Raw genomic sequence first — 19,368 nt, 5'->3', positions numbered from 1 at the left:
CGGAGAAAATCATGCTGCGAATACTGTTCACCACGTTAGTTCTGGCACTGACAGCTTCTCCATCGATGTCTTCCGAAAAACAGCCTGCGCTCGAGCTGTTGCATCAGCAGGTTTCCTCCCGTTTCTCGGGGAGAATACCCCGGCAGTGGGGCGAGAATGTTTCCGGCGTGCGTAGCCGTCTGGCTACAAAGGAGAAGGTGCTTGCGCTGACCCTGGATGCCTGCGGCTCTGCCAAGGGTATGGGAGTTGATACGGCCCTGATGGAATTTCTGATCCGTGAGAAGATACCAGCGACATTGTTTGTCAACGCCCGCTGGATTGACGCCAATCCGGATCTGTTCGGAAAGCTGGCCGCCAACCCGCTCTTTGAGATCGCCAACCATGGCTGGCGCCACAAGCCGGCATCGGTTAACGGTCGATCGATCTACGGCATCAACGGAACTCGGAGTGTTTCGGAACTGGTGGATGAGATCGAGATGAACGCCAGAAATATTGAAACGATTACCGGGAAACGCCCGAAACTGTATCGCTCCGGAACGGCGTATTACGATGAAATCGCAGTGGAGATATCAGAACAGCTGGGGCAGCATGTCGCCGGATTCAGTGTGCTGGGAGATGCCGGCGCAACCTATTCCGCCGTGCAGGTAAGAAATGCGCTTATGAAATCAGTTCCAGGCGACGTCATACTTTGTCATATGAACCATCCGGAAAGCGGGACAGCTGCAGGCATTAGTGCTGCTGTTCCGGAACTGAGAAGGCAGGGATTCTCGTTTGTGCGCATGTCGGATTATCCGCTTAAGCAACAATAAAACTGGGAAAAACTTTAGATGATTATAATAGAAATTGATAATCATTATCATTTACATTTCAGCAGATATCGTCTAAAGTAAAACCATAAGAATTAATCAATTAATAAGGGAGACCAGCCATGAAAGCGATAACAAGAACAATAACAGTCATTGCGGCTGCTCTGATGATAGGTGCACTACCGGTACTCGCTGAGGAAACTGTCATGGGACAGCAGGAACCGCAGGTACAGAAAAATGAATGCTTGCTGGTAGCCAAAAACTGTCCGTCAGATTCAATTCAGGAGCGTATCCAGAGAATTCAGGGTGAAATTTCCAAAGGTTCTGCTGTGTACAACAAGGACGAATTGAGGCGTCTCAATCGAGAGCTTGAGGATACGCAAAAATTCCTGGATTATGAAATGACGAACGGTTAAGTAAACGTAATCGAACATATTCTAACATCATCTGTAATTTCTATAACTTGCCAGTCCCTGTATAAGGGTGACTGGCAGATTCAAAAAGCTGCACGGCGGGATGTCGTGCAGCTTTTTGCCGGTAGGGGTATGAATTGCAGGTACAATGTGGTACTTTCTGCCAGGTCTGTACCAATCCCGGATTGTCTGGTGCATGCGATAACTAAAATACGTGGACAAAGGAAAACAAGAATGTCTTTTGCCATAACGACGGAATTCATCAAACTTGACAGTTTTCTCAAGGGAGTCAGTGTCGTTGGATCGGGCGGTGAAGCAAAGATTCTCATCGCAGAGGGGCGGGTCAGCGTCAACGGCGAGGTTGAACTGCGGCGTGGTCGTAAATTGTATCCGGGCGACAAAGTGGAACTCGGGTCCCATACATTTCAAGTATGTCGGGAGGAGTGAAAGTAATCCCTGTTTCCCCTGTCACGACTGATCATTCTTTGTAGGTAGAGTGCCATGTGTCGCGGGATAGATAAAACTACCTGCCGAATCTTCAAAAGGTTTGACTTTTTGCCCTGTCTGACACTACAATCCCTTCTTTTACTGCTAGATACACAACTACATCGCGGGGCTTCCCTACAGGAGTCGCCCTGCTACAGGAGATGATATGAATACTCGCTTTCTTGATGCCTGCTGGGGAAAACCGGTTGATCGTACACCTGTCTGGCTGATGCGCCAGGCTGGTCGCTATCTGCCCGAGTACATGGCTGTCCGTTCCAAGTGCACCTTCCTGGAATTATGCAAGACGCCCGAACTGGCTGCCGAGGTCACTATTCAACCGGTGGATATTCTGGGCGTTGACGCCGCGATAATGTTCTCTGACATCCTCACTCCTGTTGAGCCGATGGGGATGAAACTGGATTTTGTACCCGGGCCGGTCTTCGAAAGTCCGATCCGCAGCATGGCCGATGTGGAGAAACTGCGTATTCCCCAGATGGAACAGGATGTTCCCTATGTTCTGGAAACGCTCAAAATACTGCGCCGTGAACTGGCCGGCAAGGTGCCCCTGATCGGCTTCGGCGGAGCCCCCTTTACCCTGGCCTGCTACATGGTCGAAGGGAAGGGGTCCAAGGATTTCGCCCAGATCAAGCGCATGATGTACAGCGCGCCCGATGTGTATGCGGCCCTGATGGAAAAGATCACCACCATGAGCATAGAGTATCTCAATGCCCAGATCAAGGCCGGTGCCCAGTGCATCCAGATCTTTGATACCTGGGGCGGAGTCCTTTCTCCCACCGATTATGAGCGCTATGTGCTTCCGTATACGACCCGGCTGATTAATGGGCTCAATCGTATGGAAACTCCGGTGATCCACTTTGTCAAAGGCGCCGCAACAATGCTTCCGATCGTGCAGAGGGCCGGCGGCGATGTGATGGGACTCGACTGGCATGTCAACCTGGGGACGGCCCGCGACGTTCTCGGAACCAAGATGGGTGTGCAGGGCAATCTTGATCCGACGGTACTGTACGCCCCCAAAGAGATCATCGAGCGTGAGGTCAAGCGCATTCTGGAAGAAAATGCCGGTCGTGACGGTCTGATCTTCAATCTCGGTCACGGCATCCTTCCGACGGTGCCACCCGAAAATGCAAAATTCATGGTGGAGTGCGTACACAGACTGTCTCAGAAATAGATACTTACGAAAACAACAGCCTTATTCAGGAAAAACTCCGGGATAAGGCTGTTGTTTATAGAGGATGTCATGTCAGTAACAATGAAAAATATCGTCATTTTTGTCACCGATCTTGAGAAGGCCAAGGCCTTTTATGTCGACCTGCTGGGGCTGCCTCTGGCTGGACAGAGCGAGATGCTGATGGAGTTTTTTCCCGGTGCGCCGTCGACTCTGGGGGTCGCGCTGGCGCTGCAGGACGAAGCCCGCAAACTGGTCGGCAGACATACCGGTATAACCCTCAAGGTTGAGAAGATCGAGGCGTTGTGCGAGACCCTTGCTTCCGGAGGTGCGCGTTTTGTTGAACCACTGGAATCAAGCCCCTGGGGCAAAATGGCCGTAATTGCCGATCCAGACGGCAATCAGCTGGCCCTGGTAAACCGCTAGCATGAACATCGTTACCCGTGATCTCCTGTCCAAGCTGAGCGAAGAAGCCTGCAATTCAGCGCGTCTGCGCAAGAACTACAACCTTCATTATGCAAACGAATCCATCTGTCACCGACTCTTCAACGCGATTGAGCCGGCTTCCTACATCCGTCCGCACCGCCATCTGGATTCCGAGAAGGACGAGACATTCATCCTGATGAGTGGCCGTCTGGGCATTGTAACCTTCTCCGATACAGGCGATGTAACAGAGACGGTGATTCTGTCCCATAAAAACAATACGCTTGCGGCCGACATCCCCCATGGCGTCTATCACACCGCGGTGAGTCTGGAGCCGGGAACGGTTTTTTTTGAAGCCAAAGCCGGGCCGTATCTTCCGCTGAGCGACGCCGAAACCGCTTCCTGGGCACCGTGTGACGGTGATGCAGCCGTACCGGTCTATCTTGAGCAGTTACGGATATGTGTAACATCGTAGCACAGGTGCTTCAATGAAGGTTTTAACGCTCGTTGTCATGCTGCTGGTTTGTACTGTCTGCGCTGTTGCGGCCGATTCGTCCCCCACCCAGAAGATGCGCCCCTATGCCGGCATCGGCATTCTCCTTCTGCCAGCCACTGGCACTGATTCCGCTGATCCGCTGCTGCTCTACGAAGAGCCGGCTCTTGCCCGTCTGGGAGAGTTGAATAAAGCCAAAATTCCCGCGTATGACTGGATGTTCGGTCCTTCTCCGATTGCCCAACCTTTGATTGTCATGGCCCGCAAAGGGGCCTGGATGCGGGTGGTGTACGATGATGCCGGTCGGGAAGCCTGGCTGAAACCGCCGCGTCAGATCCCGTTCCTGTCCTGGGAACTGTTTTTCAAGAGGCAGGTTTCCCGTCTGTTGCCCGGTTTGCAGAAGAAATACTACCAGGCTTTTCAGCAACCCGACGGCGTGCCAGCGGATATTTTGACTCCCAGACAGCCGTTTAAGGTTCTGCGGCTTGAAAATGACTGGGCCATGATACTGATGATTGATCAAAACTCACTGGATTGGCTGCGGTGGCGGGATGAGGATGGCAGACTTTTGATAGGTATTGAAGCTGATACGAAGGAGCGGCAGCCATGACACTGCATCGTTTGTCACGCACCGAACTACTGGTCGGTACGGCCGGATTGGATCGGCTTCGCAGCAGTCACGTCATGATCTGCGGCGTCGGCGGTGTCGGGAGCTATGCTGCTGAGGCGCTCGGCCGGGCCGGGGTCGGGAAGATTACCCTGGTAGATTACGATGACATCTGTCTGACCAATATCAACCGGCAGATTCACGCTCTGGGCAGTACGGTTGGCCAACAAAAGGTTGAGGCCATGGCAGACCGGCTTCGTGATATAAATCCTGTTGCCGAGATCATTGCGGTCAAGGCGTTCTTTTCAAAGGAAAACGCCGGACAGCTCCTCTCCCCCCGGCCTGATTACGTCCTTGACGCCATCGACCATTTTACCGCCAAGGTTGCACTGATAACGATCTGCCGGGAACAGCACATCCCGGTTATTTCCAGCATGGGGGCTGCCAACAAGCTTGATCCGACCAAAATCCAGGTCGCCGATATTGCCGAAACCAAAAACTGCCGCATGGCGCGCAGTATGCGAAAAATTCTGCGACAAGCCGGCATCAGCAGCGGTGTTCAGGTTGTCTATTCAACGGAGGGGCATCGCGAGCTCGACCCTGCCTCGTCTTCTGCCTGCGGTTCCGAGTGCATCTGCCCCAATAAGGGTGACCAGGTCTTCAGCTGCGAGCACCGCCGTGTCATCCTTGGCAGCATCTCCTACCTGCCGCCTCTGTTTGGCCTGACAATGGCCGGGGTAGTAGTCAACCACCTGTTGGAGACTGTTGATTGACTGCATCCGTGCCGCAACAATTTTGTTGAACATTTCAAATTTATGGGTATACTGTATACACTTTTATTATTAACAGGAGGGGTTCGATGGGAAAGGAATATACGCTTCAGGAAGCCATAAAGCTTGCCATCAGGTCTGAAAAGGACAGCATGGATTTTTACCGCAAGGCGGCATCAGTTGCAAAAAACGCGCGGGCAAAAAAGGTGCTGGAACTGCTGGCCAACGAAGAAGTCGGTCATCTCAAGGCGTTTTTCGATCATTACAAGGGAACTGAATTCGGAGATCTCAAGTCCTACATCGATTCACCGGCAGATGAGAAAAACCCCACCTATGTCAAGCTGATGAAGGCGATCAGCGATGATATGGTCGAGCAGAAGGCCCTGGAGCTGGCGCTGATCGAGGAAAAAGAATGCATCGGCCAGTACACCCAGCTTGCAAACGGGGTAGTTGATCCGGCTGTGCGGACCGTCTTCACGCGTGTTCTTAAAGAGACCCAGGGGCACTACGACCTGATTGAATCGGAATATGCCCATATCATGGGTATGGTTCACGAATCAGACCAGGATACGTTCGTACGCGAATAAGACAGCGGCACCTCAGTTAAACGTTCTGCAAGGCCTGTCGCTTAACTGCGCCAGGCCTTTTATTTTACCGGGCCCTGATATCCAGGATAGTCTGTTTACCAATTGTTTACAGCAAACCTGCAAAAGGGATACGTGCGATCGCTAACTTTTCTGTTATACTGCCGCTGAAAAACTTTTTAACGAACAAAAAGGAGAGATCATGAAGACAAACCATGCGGCAGTAATAGTAGTGGGGATGTTGCTTTGTGCAAGCCCGCTCTTGGCGGCAGTGGCGCAACAGGGCGTTTCCAATATGGGTAATGTCCGGGGTGGTGATGTAAAGGCGGCCCAGGGTATTATCGAGAGTAAATGTACGAAATGTCACAGCCGCAAGATCATCGATGCTGCCATCTTTACCAATAAAGACATGCTGAAGATCCAGCAGGAGATGGAGAAGAAAGGTGCGAAGCTGGAATCTAATGAGCGCGATGTGCTGGGTATCTATTGGAAACAGCAGAATCCGCTCAAGAAGAGCAAATAGCACGCGGATACAACTTGGTGATTACTTGCACCCTGATAAACAGGATATGTACGTTACTATAAAAGAATCCCCGCTTCGCAAGAGGCGGGGATTCTTTTATAACAAAAAAGTGTGGTGACATGTAGTCCGGTTACAGTTTGAATCTTCCGACGATACGCTGAAGCTCTTCCGCCCCTTTGGACAGTTCAGATGATGCAGAGGCCGTCTGCGTCGCTCCGTGAGCAGTCTGCCGGATTATGTCGGTTATCAGCTGGATGTTCGACGACATCTCCCCGGTTGTCGCAGTCTGCTCTTCAGCGGCGGTGGCAATCTGGTTTACCTGCGAGGTGACATCATCGATCTGACGGAGTATCTGCTCCAGGGCTTGACCGGATCTGGTCGAATATTCGGTTCCCTTTTCAACCTCTGAAACACCCTCTTCAATGGCAGTAACTGCGCTCCTGGTTTCGTTCTGGATCGCCTTGATCATCTCTCCGATTTCACGGGTCGCGCGAGTGGTGCGTTCGGCCAACGCCCGCACTTCATCGGCAACGACGGCAAATCCGCGACCCTGTTCCCCGGCCCGGGCCGCCTCAATTGCTGCATTGAGTGCCAGGAGGTTGGTCTGGTCGGCGATATCCTCTATTGTCCCGATAATCTGGCCGATCTGTTCGGATCGTAACCCTAATTCTTCTACTGTCCTGGATGCATCCTTCACCCGCCCTGCTATGCGCTCCATGCCGCAGATGGTCTGCCTGACAACCTCTGCGCCGGCTTGTGCGGTAGAACTGGCGTGATTTGATGTCTCAGCCGCATCCAGGCAGCTGTGGGCTATGTCGCCGGAGGTCGTCGCCATTGCAGCGCTGGCTTCGGCAACGGAATTGGTCTGAGCCGCAACTTCATCGGTACCTGCCGCCATTTGGGACGCATTTTCATGGAGCTGGCGGGACGCCTGAGCAACCTGTTCCGAGGTGTGTGAGATCTGGGTGATGATGTCTCGCATGGTTGACTGAACACTGGCTATGGAGCGAATAATGGTGCTTATCTCGTTGTTGCGTTTGGGGGAAATCGTCTGAGTCAGGTTACCATCGGCCATAGTTCCGAGATGGACGATAATCCGTTTGAGGGCATCATTGACCGACCAGAACAGAAGTCCGCTGAAAAAGATCCCGAGAAGAACAAAAACTGCTGTAGACATGACTGCAACTGTCGAAGAGAACATGCGCCCGGCTATGACCGCAATGATGATGCAGAGGCTGTAGCAGAGGCATAGCAGAAATATTCGAGTTCGAACTTTAAGGTGCAGATAGAGGTCTAATAGGAAGCTCATCGTCGCTCCTGTAAATGGAGTGCTCTGGTTGAATTTGATCCGTTGAAAAGTATAAAATCAAATTCTATTTGATGTACTTCGGCCCTTCTGTCTTGATAAAATCAATCAGTTTCTGAACTTTAGCCGATGGGACCCCGACGGTCAGCAGGATGATCGGTTTTGATTTCATGGTTGGCACTTCAAGCTTTTTCACGCTGGAATCAGCCAGTGAAGCAACAAGGAAGCCGATTGACTCAGGATTGCTGGCAACGATCTGCCGAAGGTCGGCAGCTGTCGAAGCATCCAAGCCTTCAACCGAGATTTTCTTTTTGTCCATGTAGGTTTCACTGAAGAGCGCATTCGTACCGGGGCTCAGGTTGCTGACGATGCAGAGGATCGGCGCATCCTTGCCGCCCACATCCTTCCAGTTGGTGATCTTTCCTGAAAAGATGCCGTCCAGTTGTTCCTTGGAGAGCTTGGAAACCGGATTGGCCGGATTGACGATAACTGCGTAGAAGGTCGCATCAGCCAATTGAACGACCTTCAGTTTGTCGCGGTTTTTGAGCTGGATTTTTTCCTTTTCGATAACCGCGAACAGTTCTTCCGGTGTATGTGCGGCAGTGGCTACTTCGACGTCACCGGCATCCAGTTTCAATAGTGCCGCTTTGGATCCGGCTGCTACAGCGTTGATGGTGTGACCGCTAGATTTCTCAAAAGCGGTCTTGACCGGGGTGATGACAGAAGTAATTGAGGTTGAACCGCCGGAAAGTTTAATCTCCTCGGCAGTTGCAAACGTGACAGAAAGTGCCAAGATTGCAGCAGTCAGTATGGTGACGTGTTTGAACATAAATACGTTCCTCCCATAGGTTAGATTGCCTACTTGATATATTTTGAACCATCAGTTTTGATGAAGTCGAGCAGTTTTTGAACTTTTACCGATGGTGCGCCTTTGGTGATAAGGGTAATGGTGCGGGCTACCTCCGGGGTTTCCGGTGAGCGGACGGTTGCATTCACCATCGCTTGCGGACCAAAACCGATGGCCTCCAGATTGACCGAAACATTCTGACGGATATCTTCTGCTGTTGATACTCCGATTACTTCGGTGGTCGGTTTGGCTCCATCCATGATGTTCTTAACGAACATGGAATTGGTCCCCTGTGTAAGCCCGCCCCATACAACCAGTATGGGAGTGTCTTTCCCACCGACTTCTTTCCAGTTGGTAATCTTGCCGGTGAAAATACCGGTCAGTTGTTCCTTGTTTAGTTTTGCAACCGGGTTGTCCTTGTGTACGATGACGATGACACGGTCCTTGCCGATAGTGACAGGTTTGAATGCAGCCGGGTCTGCAACCACGACGCTCTCTTTTTTCAGAAGCGCCATCCAATCTTCAAATGAAAGACCAGCTGCCGCAGCATCAACAGTACCTCGGTCAAGATCAATAAATGCCTGCTTGGGACCACTGGCAGCAATCGACAAATCCAGGCCGGCTGCCTTTTCAAAGGCAGCTTCGATCGGTTTTAAAACATTCTCGGTTGGAGCTGCGCCGGCACCAATTTTTATTACATCAGCCATTGATAGTGCAGCCGTTAACAAAATGAATAATGCACTTAGTGAAAAAGCTCTTAGCATAAAATCTCCTTATCCTTTTTGATGTTGAGTTTGCAACTGCACTTATAGTTTGAACCAGCCGACCATCTGCTGCAGGTCGGCAGCCAGTTTGGCAAAGTTTTCGGATGTGCCCTTGATTTCTCCCACCGAGACAGTCAGCTGACGTGTTACATCATTGATACCAACCATGGTGCGGTTGACATCTTCGGCCGTTGCCGATTGTTCTTCGGTGGCGGTGGCGATGGTCTGCACCATGCTGAAAACCTGCTCGACGTGCTCTACGATGGCTCCCATTGATTTGAGTGTGCCGTCAACGTGCTGGATGATTCCTTCAATTGCCTGGCGCTCTTTTTTCATGATCTGCACCGAGGCATCAACCTCTTCGTGCATATCCTTGACGGTGCGGCTGATTTCACCTGACGATTCAATGGTGCGATGCGCCAGCTGACGGACACTGTCGGCAACAACTGCAAAGCCGCGCCCCATTTCACCGGCCCGGGCCGCCTCGATAGAGGCGTTCAGGGCCAGCAGATTGGTCTGATCGGCGATGTCCTTGATCATCTCGACGATCTCATTGATGGCCTCCGACTTTGCCCCCAGTGCCTCGGTCTTTTCAGCCGACTGACGAACGATGTCTGCAAAGGCAAACAGCTCTTTTGAGGTGGTATCCAGCGCTTTCTGACCGTCCAGGGCGATCTGCTTCATGCGGCCGGCTGAATCGGAGGTGTTCATGGCATTGCCGGAAACATCTTGGATGGTCTGGGCCATCTCGGTCATGGCGGTAACGGTGGTCTCGATACCATTTGTCTGGGTCTGGGAATTGCGTTCCAACTCACCCGCGGTGGAGGCAAGCTCCTGTGAACTGCTGGCAACTGTGGCGGTGGATATGCTGATCCGTCCGACCATGTCGCGCAGATTTTGGACCATCTTTTCCATTGCGCCCTGTACTTGGCCGAACTCGTCATTGCCTTTATGGATATCGCTGATATGCAGGTTTCCTCCGGCAACACTTTCAACCACGGTGATCAGCTGGTTGAGCGGTTTGATAACGGAACGGAAGCCCCACATGCCGAAGAACGTGCCGATGATTGCTGCCGCAGAGCCGATGACTAACAGCAGGATAATGCTTGTTTTAACCATCTTGTTGACGGCACCGATGGCCTTTTCCTGTTCTCCCTTTGCGGCCGAAGTTGTTTCCTTGCCCTTCTCCCCCTGCTTGACCACGATTGCCCGCAATTTTTCTCCGGCCTTGACTGTCTGCTCGGTAGAGGAAATCCGTTTTTTCAGTGCGGTTATGATCCCATCTGTTGCAAATAATTCATTTCGGATGACTGTTAATGACGATGTTGCAATTTTCAGGGATTTAATCTCTTCCCGTGCCCCGAATTTGAGTAGGGCCTTTTCAACGGCATTCGTGCGATCTGTTATACGGGCGAAAAGGCTATTTATCTCTGGATCAAGTTTGTCGATTTCTGCGGTGCTATTAAGGGTTAAGAGCTTATTGGTCTGACCTTCCACCATAAGCCCGAGGGCAACCAGTTCAGAGTTGTCAAGCAGGATCGAATTGGCCGCATTGGACTGACCGAAGCTGTTCCCCTGTTTCAGTGTCTCGATGCCTACCTTTTCAGATGCAAGTATTGCATCCTGGTCAAGAGTGAGGTACAGGCCATTTAACTTTTCCGACAGGTCCTTTCCGGTCTCAATCGCCTTGTTTTTGGCTTCGGCGTCATCCTTGGCAGCCAGGGCGGCTGACTGGAGTTTAATAAATTCGTTCAGTTTGTCGGATACAACTTTTGTGTCGTTGCTGATGGCCAGATTTTCGTTGCGATAGTCGTTTTTATCGATACGGGCCTGCACAGAATTGACTTTGCCCTTGGCTATCAGAACAGCGGTGGGTTTCTGGGCATTTTGCACGGTTACGAAAATCAGCTGCAGGTCTTTAATCAGATTGCGGAGTTCCTCTACGTTGCGCAGTCTGGTTGAATAGTTTCCCGTATCCTTTAGTGCCGCAGCAAAGGTGTTATTACGGCCTGTCTGCAGTATGCGGATCCGCTTGTCCAGGTCCTTGAGGCGTGCGGACGATTCTTTCATCTGCTGGGTGATCTTGCCCGCAGCATCCGCGGCTGCCTTTTCAGACGCGATACGTGCGCTCGCCGCAGTGAAAAGTTCATTGGCTATCCCGGAAAGTTCTTCTTCAGCCCCGAACTTGCTGTTGCTCATTTCTTCCAGCGCCTGCTGGGATGTCTTGAAAGCACTGAGGGATTTCTCGGCCTCTGAGCGGAAGGTCTGAAACTCTTTTAAATCCCTGGCGGCATTAACCTTGACCAGATCGGTGATGGCACTCTGCAACTCCTTCTGGAACTCGACCGTGCGCATCTGGTAAGGGGTACTTTTCTGGGTCAGGTAGGAGAGTTTGTTCTTTATGAAGTTCATGCTGAAGATGCTGGTAATGACAATCGACCAGATAGCAACAGCTCCGATGACCATGTTGAGGATGAGCTTGGTTTTGATCTTCATGAGTACCTGCCGCGTGAGATTTGTTGTAAGAAGTTATTGTAAAATGGGGTGTTATTTTGTTGATAAACGATATCACGTTTTAATTAATGTTCAATCCCGGCATGTGTATATAAAATAAAAATAATTCAATACGAGAAAAGTTTCTGTGTACCAATTAGCAGGTGTGTGGCTGCGGCTACACAAAACCCCCCAACCGGATTCCCGGAGGGGGGTAAATGAAGCTGTCAGAACGCTCAGGCCTTATGATCGTGTCTGTGCCCGGGGGGATGACGCAATCGATCAGCGTTAATCCACTTTGAACTGGCTGACGATACGCCGCAGATCGTCGGCGAGTACCGACAGCTGGTTTGCTGCAGAAGCCGATTCATGTGCCCCACGGGATGTCTGGGCGACAACTTCTGTGATCTGCTGCATGTTATTGCTGATTTCAGAGGTTGTTGCGGTCTGCTCTTCGGCAGCCGTGGCTACCTGATGAATCTGGGCGTTAACATCGTTGATCTGCTGGAGAATCTGTTCCAGTGCCCGGCCCGAATCAGCCGCCTTTTCACTCCCCTTGGCGACTTCACTGACCCCTTCCTCCATGGCGATCACCGCACCTTTCGTTTCCAGCTGAATAGCCTTGATCATCTCACTGATTTCACGGGTGGCACGTGTGGTTCGCTCGGCCAGTGCCCGCACCTCATCGGCAACAACAGCGAACCCCCGACCCTGTTCGCCGGCCCGGGCCGCCTCGATGGCAGCATTCAGCGCCAGGAGGTTGGTCTGGTCGGCGATGTCTTCAATGGTGCCGACGATCTCGCCGATCTGGTCGGAGCGGCTGCCGAGACTTTCAACCGCCTTGGCGGAACTTCTGACCCGTCCGGCAATGCTGTTCATGACCGCAATCGTCTCATCCACCACCTGGGCCCCGGAAACTGCGGCGGCACTGGCCTGTTGCGAACCTTCCGAGGCCATCTGGCAGTTCTGGGCAATATCGCCGGATGTGGCCGACATTTCCTCACCTGCCGTGGCAACGGTTTCTGCCTGTGCTGCTACCTGTTCGGCCCCGGTGGCCATCTGTTCGGCATTGGACTGGAGCTCTGCGGCTGAGGAGGAAACCTGCTCACTGGTCTGGGCAATCTGGGAAATGATCCTTCTGATTTTATCCACCAGCGAGTTTATTTCGTCGGCCAGAAGACCAAACTCGTCATTGGATTTGACGATGATCTGCTTGGTGAGGTCTCCCTCGCCCCTGGCAAGATCGGTAACCTTGGCAACAAAGTCGTTGATCTTCTGCGTCACAGTCACTCTCAGTACAATCATCAGGCAGACAAAGCTGGCGGCAAGTGCCACAGCCCCGGAGACAAGCAGCCAGAAGGTGGCTTTCCTGCTGGCGGCATAGCCCTGTTCGATGCTGGTGTTCAGCTTGAGTGCTCCCAGCATCTTTGTTTCTTTTTCATGACACCCCTGACAGCGTTCTTCATTTGGAAGCGGCAGGATGGTCTCAAGGATATGGATGTTGTTCTGAATCTCCTCGGAACTAGCGGGCTTATTGCTCTTTAGCACCTCGGCCACCAGGGCGTCACCTTTGGCACCGCTGCCGCGCTCTTCGCCTTTCTCATTGTAGATGGAAAAAGAGACGGCCCGTTTTTTTTCAATGACGTCTTTGATATAGGCATCAACCTTTTTCATGTCATCCGCCATCATGGCGGTTTTTATGTCGTCACCCATGACATTGACAAAGGTCAGGCTGTTCTCCCGCTGCAGACCAACCAGTGCCTGTTTTTCAAGATACAGGGCTGCGCCTCCCACGATTATGAAGCCGGTTATCAGTGCCAGGGTTGCCGCCAGCAGAATCTTGGTGGCAATGGCGGTTCTCCTGCCTGCTCGTGTGTATTCGGTGGTAATCGCATTTCCAGACATGTCGTCTCCTGTTAACGAGGTGCGGATATGGAAGTGAAATGAACGTGTCGTGGGTGATGATGTGGGAATATTGCCAGTTGCGTGCCATCACACAAATTTGCAATACAGTACCATTGAACTTGGTAAATGTCCAAAATAACAAGCATAAAAATGCAGGCAGGTGGTTGGTGTATGAGCAAAATTGCATGCGTTGTCTGTCATTATACGCTGTCGGGACCCGTCGTTTGGCTACCCGGCCTGGCAGATATGCAGCCGCCTCAGGTAAAGCCCGAGCCGGTCGGCGCAGGCGATAACCGCCTCCACCGCATCTTCTGGTTCATCCGTTCCGTCCGGTCCGGGCCTGCTTCAGGATCATGTGCCCGTTTGTTTCATGAGCGTCACCGGACCAATCTGCTCGATGATGCGGGCGCAGACCTGTTCATGAGTGAGGCGGCAGCTGTCGATGGTAATATCAGCATAGGCGCTGTAGAGGGAATGCCGTTCCGCGAACAGATCTGCCAGGGTCTGGTCCGGGCTTTTTGCCAGGCCGCGCTCTGAGAAGTCATGCACCCGTTGGTGCAGTGTCTCCAGGTCGGCGTGCAGAAAGACCACGATGCCCCCCTGTTGCAGGTGCGTCATGGCAGGATGGCTGTAAGCGGCGCTGCCGCCGGTGGCGATGACCTGATTGCTGCAGTCGAGGCTTACCAGCAGCTGCTCCTCTATGTGGCGCAGAGCCAGGTAGCCGTCCGTGTTGACGATGCTCTGCAGCGAGCGCCCCTGAGCGGTCTGAATCAGGAGATCCGTATCAACGAAGCCGCGGGAGAGCAGTTTTGCGAGGATAACGCCGACCGTGCTTTTGCCTGAACCCGGCATGCCGATCAGGACGATATTGAGAGTCACAGGTTTCATAGGCCTTCAATTCAGAGCGACATCTTTTCGGCGATCGGGCGCATCCTTGTCGATCTGGACGAATTTGGCCAGATCAGCCGGATCGTAGCAGATTGTCATGTCAGCGGGATCTCCTTGTCAGTTTGTTGTAGAACACCGGAATCAGCGCAAACAGTCCCAAAAGTGCAAACGAACCCAGGACACGCGGCGAGGCGATGCCGGAAAGTGAGGTGATGGTGGCCAGGCTGGCACCGGCATTTACGAAGACGAAGCCGCCCGGGATGATGCCGAGCAGGGTGCCGAGCACAAAGGTTCGCAATGGCAACCGCGTCAGGCCGGCTGCCAGGTTGATCAGGAAAAACGGGAAGAGCGGCACCAGACGCAAGAAGAGCAGATAGTTGAAGCCGCGCTGTTCCAGTTCCCTGTTCATCCCCTCCAGTCTGCTGCCGAACCGTTCCAGAACCAGATCACGCAGCAGGTAGCGGGTGACCAGAAAGGCCAGGGTGGCGCCGATGGAGGCCGAGACCACGGCGTAGACCGTACCCAGGGTCGAGCCGAAGATAGCTCCGGCCGCAAGGGAAAGGATCGCTGCACCTGGCAGTGACAGGGCGGTCTGGATGATGTAGACCGCCATGAAACCGGCCACCATAACCAGCGTGTGGGCGGCATAATAATCCAGAAGGGCCTGGTGATTTGCTTTCAGTGACTCCAAAGTCAGAAAGCGATCCAGGTCGAACCGGAAGAACAACGCCACAGCCAGGGCAGCAATACAGAGCAGAAGGATTTTTCTTGAATTCATGGTTATCCTTCCGAGTAATACTGGAACTGTTCAACATACGGTGAAAACATTTAATTTACCTGCATGAAGGGCATGCACGGGATGAAAAGTAAAAAATCATGATGCAGGTTTTTGCTGTTAAAAGCAAAAAGCTTTGTGAGTTAAGGCCGTAATCCCTTTCATCCAAGCCGGATGATCACCTTGGAGGGAACACAGCCGTAGTTCAGGCAGTTAGTTGGCCGGGGCGGTTACGGCGTTTTGACGAAGTTCATGGCCGCCGAGTTCATGCAGTAGCGCAGACCGGTCGGTTTGGGGCCGTCATCGAAGACATGCCCCAGATGGGCGTCACAGCGTCTGCAGACTACCTCTGTCCGACGGGAGAAAAAGCTGTTGTCCTCGCGGGTAGTGATGTTTTCCGGGGCGATCGGCTGCCAGAAGCTGGGCCAGCCGGTCCCGGATTCATACTTGTGCTCCGAGCTGTACAGGTCGTTGCCGCAGCAGACACACTGGTAGATGCCGTGTTCGTGGTTGTTCCAGGTGGCGCCGGTAAAGGCCTGCTCTGTGCCCTGTTCACGGGCAACGTGGTACTGCTCCGGTGTCAGTTGCTTGCGCCATTCTTCCGGGTTTTTTATCACTTTTTCACTCATGATGTATCCCTTTTGGGCTGCCGAATACAGCCGTATCTGTGATGGTTTGATCTGGCCGGGGCCAGCGGGAGGCGAAGTGGCGGCAGGGATTGTCCCCTTCTGCTGGCAGGCCGCGATCAGTCCGAAAAAACAGGTAATCAGGAAAACTCTGCGCGAAATCATGATGGTGCCTCCCCATGAAACTAAACTCTTAGTGGCCCGCTGCGCTGCCCCACAGTTCCTTGAGCCGTCGGTCCCGCCCGCATCCGTTGCGGTAATATTTGTAGCGCAGCGGATTTTTCTTGTAGTAGTGCTGATGGTATTCCTCAGCCGGGTAGAAGGCACTGGCCCGGGTGATCTCGGTTACGATCGCTCCCGCAAAGGGTTTGCTCTTTTCAAGAGCGGCCTTTGACTGCAGGGCAATCCGATGCTGATCTTCACCCTGATAAAAGACGGCGCTGCGGTACTGGCTGCCGGTGTCGCAGAACTGGCGGTCAGTCACGGTCGGATCGATGTTGTGCCAGAAAATGTCGAGCAGTTTACTGTAGCTGGTTTTGGAAGGGTCAAATACAATCTGCACTGATTCGGCATGTCCGGTGACGCCGGCGGAAACCTGCTGGTAGGTGGGATTCTTTTCCTTTCCGCCGGAGTAGCCGGGGATAACCGAAACTACACCGGGCAGCTTGTCGAAGGGTGCTTCCATGCACCAGAAACAGCCGCCGGCGAAGATGGCTGTTTCTGTTTTCGCTGCCGACGCTGCTGCCAGACCCTGCTGGAGCGGTATCAAGAGCAGTGCCGTGGCAAGAAGTATTCTTAACGCGGTATTCATACAGGTTACCTCGCTATTAATCGCACAAGGTTAATGACATCAGGACTTATTTTGTCTTATTATAGCACGGTGTCCGAAGTTGGAAAGGATGAAATGTAAAGGAGGGGGTAAAAAGAAGCGGCAGGGTCGGATGATCGACCCTGCCGCTGTAAGGTGATAACTGCCTGTATAACTCAGTTCTCGGTCATGAAGTGCTGCTCATACAGATCTTCCAGCGTCTGGAGATGGCGGCTTTCCTCAATGTGGAGCTGTTTGAACAGGTTGCCCATCGGGGCCCCGGCGCAGCCGTTGGCAACTGTGCCGTAAAATTCCACGGCTTCCTTCTCAAGATGGATGGCATAGATCAGTGCTTCGCGCACGCCTGACTTCGGACCCAGCTCCTGTTTTTTCAGGAAGTAATCCAGGTGCATGGTGGGAATCGGCAGATCCAGTTCCGCGCCGCCTGCCATGCGCCCTTCCAGCAGTGCTTTTTCAAGCTGGTGTTTGTGGTCAAGTTCATCCAGGGCGTTTTCGCGCAGAATCTCCCGCGCTCCCTTGTCGGTAACGCTGCGGATGGCGGCGAGGTAGTTGCGGAAACCCTCGTCCTCCATCTTGATGGCCATTTCCACGGCCGCATCAAATGTGTAGCAGACCTGATTGTCGTTCATCGGATCATCTCCCCTCACGTATATATCTGACGATTAGTGTTTGATATTTGGGAAGTACTTTAACGCAAATTGTATACAGTTTCAACCACTGATTGACTGTATGTTCCCCCGGTTGTTGTGAAATAACAGGGAGAGATGACGTGCTGCTTGTTATCCCTGTTGCTCCTGTTATACTGGTGCCGACATTTTGTGAAAGAGGAAACAAACATGGCAGGATTGGCTCAGATATGCATGCAGAGGTATGAAAGGTGAGGGCACGCACAAAACCAGCCGGCAGTCGCAAGGTGAGTGCTGTTTCCGAACTTGAACCTGAACGGAGAGGCGTGATTGTTGCCCATCATGGCGTGGCGGTCGAGGTGCAGTTCACGGATGGAACACGCGAAATGGTGCGTGTCAAGCGGCGTTCCGGGCATGTGGTCGGTGATGACGTGCTGATCCGGGGCGAGGTGCTGGAGCGGCTGCCGCGCCGCACGGAACTGCGCCGTCGGGACGCCATGCGCGGCGTTCACCTAGTCGGGGCCAACCTGGATGTGCTCGGCATTGTTGTGGCCGCGTTTCCCCTGCCGCCGGCTGGATTTATCGACCGTGCCATAGTCTCGGCCCGTGCGGCCGACCTGGATCCGTTCCTGGTGATCAACAAGTGTGATCTGGAGCAGGCCGCCGATACGGTGGCAAGCTTGCAGGGCATCTACGCCGGGTCTGTCGCGGTCTTTCCGCTCAGTGCCGCCACAGGTGCGGGGCTGGCCCCGCTGCTGGAGTTTCTGGGTGCGGGGCATCGCGGTGCCTTTGTCGGTACGACCGGTGTGGGCAAGAGCTCGCTGCTGAACGCCATCTGTCCCGATATCGATCTGAAGGTGGGCGGGCTTAATCAGCTGAATTATAAAGGGTGCAATACAACAACCGTTTCGACCCTGCATGCCCTGCCCGACGGCGGAGAGTTGGTCGACACCCCCGGCTTCCAGGACTTCGGCCTGGTGGATATCACCATGCAGGATCTGGCCGCCCATTACCCCGGCTTTGAAGAAACCCACCAGGTGGCCTGCCGTTTCCGGAACTGTCGCCATAGGACCGAGCCTGGCTGCGCCGTGATCGAGCTGGTCGCCCAGGGAAGCATCAGCGCGGAGCGCTATGCCACCTATATCGAAATTCTGAACGAAGTGGAATCGGATGAAATCGAGACGCGCCAGCGGGACTGGAAAAACTGAGGCTTCGAAATATCTTAAATAAAGCATTTACCGCAGAGTACGCGGAGTAACGCAGAGGAAAATAAGGTGGTTAAGACTCAAAAGCATTTTACCATAATGGTAACAGGATTTTTTCTATAACGTATTGATTTATCTGCGAACATCTGCGTCCTCTGCGGTGCAACTGCCGTTTATAGGTTAAACTATCTTAGGCCTAACAGAAACGCCCCGTTTTCATGAGGAAACGGGGCGTCATTGTTTGAACGGCTGAAGCGCGGATTATGCTTCGATCAGCTTGGCGCTCGTGATGAAGACCGGCTCGACCGGCACATCGCCATGTCCGTTCTTGTTGCCGGTTTTGACGGCACGGATTTGGTCGACCACGTCCATGCCCTCGATTACCTGGCCGAAGACGCAGTAACCGAAGTTGTCCGGCTGCTTGTTCTTGTGGTTGAGGAACAGGTTGTCCACGGTGTTGATGAAAAACTGGCTGGTGGCCGAATCTACGACAGCGGTGCGGGCCATGGCCAGCGTACCGCGTGTATTGGAGAGACCGTTGGTGGCCTCGTTTTTGATGGCGAACTTCGGTTTCTTCTGCTCCAGATTCTCACTCATACCGCCACCCTGAACCATGAAATCCTTGATGACGCGATGAAAGATCAGGCCGTCGTAGAAGCCTTCCTTGACGTAGTTGAGGAAATTCCTGACAGTGATGGGCGCCTTTTCTTTGAAGAGTTCAATGGTGATGTTCCCCATGGATGTTTCCAGCAGGACCTGCGGATTCGGCTCAGACATGTACTACCTCCCGATAAAATGTTAACAGGTTACTGT

At 52.9% G+C, this 19,368-nt stretch carries 22 protein-coding genes; 11 read left to right on the top strand and 11 right to left on the bottom strand.

Translation table 11 applies throughout. From position 1 onward, the window contains the following. The first annotated feature begins 11 nt into the window (after positions 1-11). From ACOCF6_RS03470 to ACOCF6_RS03425, 10 genes are all read left to right on the top strand, one after another. On the top strand, positions 12-809 hold the full coding sequence (locus tag ACOCF6_RS03470; RefSeq protein WP_482458995.1) for a polysaccharide deacetylase family protein: 798 nt from the start codon (positions 12-14) through the stop codon (positions 807-809). Positions 810-928: 119 nt separating this feature from the next. Further along, the gene (locus ACOCF6_RS03465; protein WP_482458994.1) at positions 929-1,222 is read left to right on the top strand and encodes a hypothetical protein; all 294 of its coding nucleotides are present in this window, start codon (positions 929-931) and stop codon (positions 1,220-1,222) included. 231 nt (positions 1,223-1,453) lie between these two features. Then, the gene (locus ACOCF6_RS03460; RefSeq protein WP_482458993.1) at positions 1,454-1,666 is read left to right on the top strand and encodes an RNA-binding S4 domain-containing protein; all 213 of its coding nucleotides are present in this window, start codon (positions 1,454-1,456) and stop codon (positions 1,664-1,666) included. Between the two features lie 205 nt (positions 1,667-1,871). Continuing rightward, complete coding sequence (gene hemE, locus ACOCF6_RS03455; protein WP_482458992.1) at positions 1,872-2,894, top strand: uroporphyrinogen decarboxylase; 1,023 nt, start codon at positions 1,872-1,874, stop codon at positions 2,892-2,894. Positions 2,895-2,963: 69 nt separating this feature from the next. Beyond that, a complete protein-coding gene (locus ACOCF6_RS03450; RefSeq protein ID WP_482458991.1) occupies positions 2,964-3,317 on the top strand; it encodes a VOC family protein in 354 nt (117 codons plus the stop codon). A 1-nt stretch (position 3,318) separates the two neighbouring features. Beyond that, the gene (locus tag ACOCF6_RS03445; protein ID WP_482458990.1) at positions 3,319-3,789 is read left to right on the top strand and encodes a WbuC family cupin fold metalloprotein; all 471 of its coding nucleotides are present in this window, start codon (positions 3,319-3,321) and stop codon (positions 3,787-3,789) included. Positions 3,790-3,802: 13 nt separating this feature from the next. Further along, positions 3,803-4,417: a hypothetical protein gene (locus ACOCF6_RS03440; RefSeq protein ID WP_482458989.1), complete on the top strand. Its 615-nt coding sequence runs from the start codon at positions 3,803-3,805 to the stop codon at positions 4,415-4,417. Then, on the top strand, positions 4,414-5,187 hold the full coding sequence (locus ACOCF6_RS03435) for a tRNA threonylcarbamoyladenosine dehydratase (protein ID WP_482458988.1): 774 nt from the start codon (positions 4,414-4,416) through the stop codon (positions 5,185-5,187). Before ACOCF6_RS03440 ends, ACOCF6_RS03435 begins: the two co-directional genes overlap by 4 nt. Positions 5,188-5,273: 86 nt before the next feature. Next, positions 5,274-5,771, top strand: a complete 498-nt coding sequence (locus tag ACOCF6_RS03430) for a ferritin family protein (RefSeq protein WP_482458987.1) — start codon at positions 5,274-5,276, stop codon at positions 5,769-5,771. A 199-nt stretch (positions 5,772-5,970) separates the two neighbouring features. Continuing rightward, positions 5,971-6,291, top strand: coding sequence for a hypothetical protein (locus ACOCF6_RS03425; RefSeq protein WP_482458986.1), 321 nt, complete (start codon positions 5,971-5,973; stop codon positions 6,289-6,291). 130 nt (positions 6,292-6,421) lie between these two features. On the opposite strand, the gene ACOCF6_RS03420 is transcribed toward ACOCF6_RS03425, so the two are convergent. The 10 genes from ACOCF6_RS03420 to ACOCF6_RS03375 form a co-directional block, all read right to left on the bottom strand. Beyond that, positions 6,422-7,600 carry a methyl-accepting chemotaxis protein gene (locus tag ACOCF6_RS03420; protein ID WP_482458985.1) on the bottom strand — a complete coding sequence of 393 codons (1,179 nt, stop codon included), beginning with the start codon at positions 7,598-7,600 and terminating at the stop codon, positions 6,422-6,424. 64 nt (positions 7,601-7,664) lie between these two features. Beyond that, a complete protein-coding gene (locus tag ACOCF6_RS03415) occupies positions 7,665-8,426 on the bottom strand; it encodes a substrate-binding domain-containing protein (protein ID WP_482458984.1) in 762 nt (253 codons plus the stop codon). Positions 8,427-8,455: 29 nt separating this feature from the next. Further along, the gene (locus ACOCF6_RS03410; RefSeq protein WP_482458983.1) at positions 8,456-9,151 is read right to left on the bottom strand and encodes a substrate-binding domain-containing protein; all 696 of its coding nucleotides are present in this window, start codon (positions 9,149-9,151) and stop codon (positions 8,456-8,458) included. Between the two features lie 99 nt (positions 9,152-9,250). Continuing rightward, complete coding sequence (locus ACOCF6_RS03405; protein ID WP_482458982.1) at positions 9,251-11,704, bottom strand: methyl-accepting chemotaxis protein; 2,454 nt, start codon at positions 11,702-11,704, stop codon at positions 9,251-9,253. Positions 11,705-11,989: 285 nt separating this feature from the next. Next, positions 11,990-13,606, bottom strand: coding sequence for a methyl-accepting chemotaxis protein (locus ACOCF6_RS03400; protein WP_482458981.1), 1,617 nt, complete (start codon positions 13,604-13,606; stop codon positions 11,990-11,992). A 351-nt stretch (positions 13,607-13,957) separates the two neighbouring features. After that, a complete protein-coding gene (locus ACOCF6_RS03395) occupies positions 13,958-14,494 on the bottom strand; it encodes a shikimate kinase (RefSeq protein ID WP_482458980.1) in 537 nt (178 codons plus the stop codon). A gap of 100 nt (positions 14,495-14,594) precedes the next feature. Beyond that, positions 14,595-15,272: a TVP38/TMEM64 family protein gene (locus ACOCF6_RS03390; RefSeq protein WP_482458979.1), complete on the bottom strand. Its 678-nt coding sequence runs from the start codon at positions 15,270-15,272 to the stop codon at positions 14,595-14,597. Between the two features lie 227 nt (positions 15,273-15,499). Beyond that, entirely contained in the window at positions 15,500-16,060 is a 561-nt protein-coding gene (gene msrB, locus ACOCF6_RS03385) for a peptide-methionine (R)-S-oxide reductase MsrB (protein ID WP_482458978.1), read from the bottom strand. Between the two features lie 28 nt (positions 16,061-16,088). Next, entirely contained in the window at positions 16,089-16,706 is a 618-nt protein-coding gene (gene msrA, locus ACOCF6_RS03380) for a peptide-methionine (S)-S-oxide reductase MsrA (protein WP_482458977.1), read from the bottom strand. A 173-nt stretch (positions 16,707-16,879) separates the two neighbouring features. Then, complete coding sequence (locus ACOCF6_RS03375) at positions 16,880-17,353, bottom strand: ferritin-like domain-containing protein (protein WP_482458976.1); 474 nt, start codon at positions 17,351-17,353, stop codon at positions 16,880-16,882. Between the two features lie 248 nt (positions 17,354-17,601). On the opposite strand from ACOCF6_RS03375, the gene rsgA reads away from it, so the two are divergent. Continuing rightward, on the top strand, positions 17,602-18,558 hold the full coding sequence (rsgA, locus tag ACOCF6_RS03370; RefSeq protein WP_482458975.1) for a ribosome small subunit-dependent GTPase A: 957 nt from the start codon (positions 17,602-17,604) through the stop codon (positions 18,556-18,558). 258 nt (positions 18,559-18,816) lie between these two features. Here rsgA and ACOCF6_RS03365 read toward each other — a convergent pair whose 3' ends face one another. Then, positions 18,817-19,332: a peptidylprolyl isomerase gene (locus tag ACOCF6_RS03365; protein ID WP_482458974.1), complete on the bottom strand. Its 516-nt coding sequence runs from the start codon at positions 19,330-19,332 to the stop codon at positions 18,817-18,819. Positions 19,333-19,368 lie beyond the last annotated feature (36 nt).

Source organism: Geobacter psychrophilus (assembly GCF_056821595.1).
Note: the sequence above shows the minus strand (reverse complement) of the source record. Positions and strands in the feature narration are given on the sequence as shown.

Bases quoted from the DNA above. Each gene is read 5' to 3' on its own strand.
- ACOCF6_RS03410 (WP_482458983.1), bottom strand. From the start codon at position 9,151: ATGGCTGATGTAATAAAAATTGGTGCCGGCGCAGCTCCAACCGAGAAT.
- ACOCF6_RS03390 (WP_482458979.1), bottom strand. From the start codon at position 15,272: ATGAATTCAAGAAAAATCCTTCTGCTCTGTATTGCTGCCCTGGCTGTG.
- hemE (WP_482458992.1), top strand. From the start codon at position 1,872: ATGAATACTCGCTTTCTTGATGCCTGCTGGGGAAAACCGGTTGATCGT.
- ACOCF6_RS03440 (WP_482458989.1), top strand. From the start codon at position 3,803: ATGAAGGTTTTAACGCTCGTTGTCATGCTGCTGGTTTGTACTGTCTGC.
- msrA (WP_482458977.1), bottom strand. From the start codon at position 16,706: ATGAATACCGCGTTAAGAATACTTCTTGCCACGGCACTGCTCTTGATA.
- msrB (WP_482458978.1), bottom strand. From the start codon at position 16,060: ATGATTTCGCGCAGAGTTTTCCTGATTACCTGTTTTTTCGGACTGATC.
- ACOCF6_RS03365 (WP_482458974.1), bottom strand. From the start codon at position 19,332: ATGTCTGAGCCGAATCCGCAGGTCCTGCTGGAAACATCCATGGGGAAC.
- ACOCF6_RS03445 (WP_482458990.1), top strand. From the start codon at position 3,319: ATGAACATCGTTACCCGTGATCTCCTGTCCAAGCTGAGCGAAGAAGCC.
- ACOCF6_RS03375 (WP_482458976.1), bottom strand. From the start codon at position 17,353: ATGAACGACAATCAGGTCTGCTACACATTTGATGCGGCCGTGGAAATG.
- ACOCF6_RS03415 (WP_482458984.1), bottom strand. From the start codon at position 8,426: ATGTTCAAACACGTCACCATACTGACTGCTGCAATCTTGGCACTTTCT.
- ACOCF6_RS03400 (WP_482458981.1), bottom strand. From the start codon at position 13,606: ATGTCTGGAAATGCGATTACCACCGAATACACACGAGCAGGCAGGAGA.
- ACOCF6_RS03470 (WP_482458995.1), top strand. From the start codon at position 12: ATGCTGCGAATACTGTTCACCACGTTAGTTCTGGCACTGACAGCTTCT.
- ACOCF6_RS03405 (WP_482458982.1), bottom strand. From the start codon at position 11,704: ATGAAGATCAAAACCAAGCTCATCCTCAACATGGTCATCGGAGCTGTT.
- ACOCF6_RS03430 (WP_482458987.1), top strand. From the start codon at position 5,274: ATGGGAAAGGAATATACGCTTCAGGAAGCCATAAAGCTTGCCATCAGG.
- ACOCF6_RS03425 (WP_482458986.1), top strand. From the start codon at position 5,971: ATGAAGACAAACCATGCGGCAGTAATAGTAGTGGGGATGTTGCTTTGT.
- ACOCF6_RS03450 (WP_482458991.1), top strand. From the start codon at position 2,964: ATGTCAGTAACAATGAAAAATATCGTCATTTTTGTCACCGATCTTGAG.
- ACOCF6_RS03465 (WP_482458994.1), top strand. From the start codon at position 929: ATGAAAGCGATAACAAGAACAATAACAGTCATTGCGGCTGCTCTGATG.
- ACOCF6_RS03460 (WP_482458993.1), top strand. From the start codon at position 1,454: ATGTCTTTTGCCATAACGACGGAATTCATCAAACTTGACAGTTTTCTC.
- ACOCF6_RS03435 (WP_482458988.1), top strand. From the start codon at position 4,414: ATGACACTGCATCGTTTGTCACGCACCGAACTACTGGTCGGTACGGCC.
- ACOCF6_RS03420 (WP_482458985.1), bottom strand. From the start codon at position 7,600: ATGAGCTTCCTATTAGACCTCTATCTGCACCTTAAAGTTCGAACTCGA.
- ACOCF6_RS03395 (WP_482458980.1), bottom strand. From the start codon at position 14,494: ATGAAACCTGTGACTCTCAATATCGTCCTGATCGGCATGCCGGGTTCA.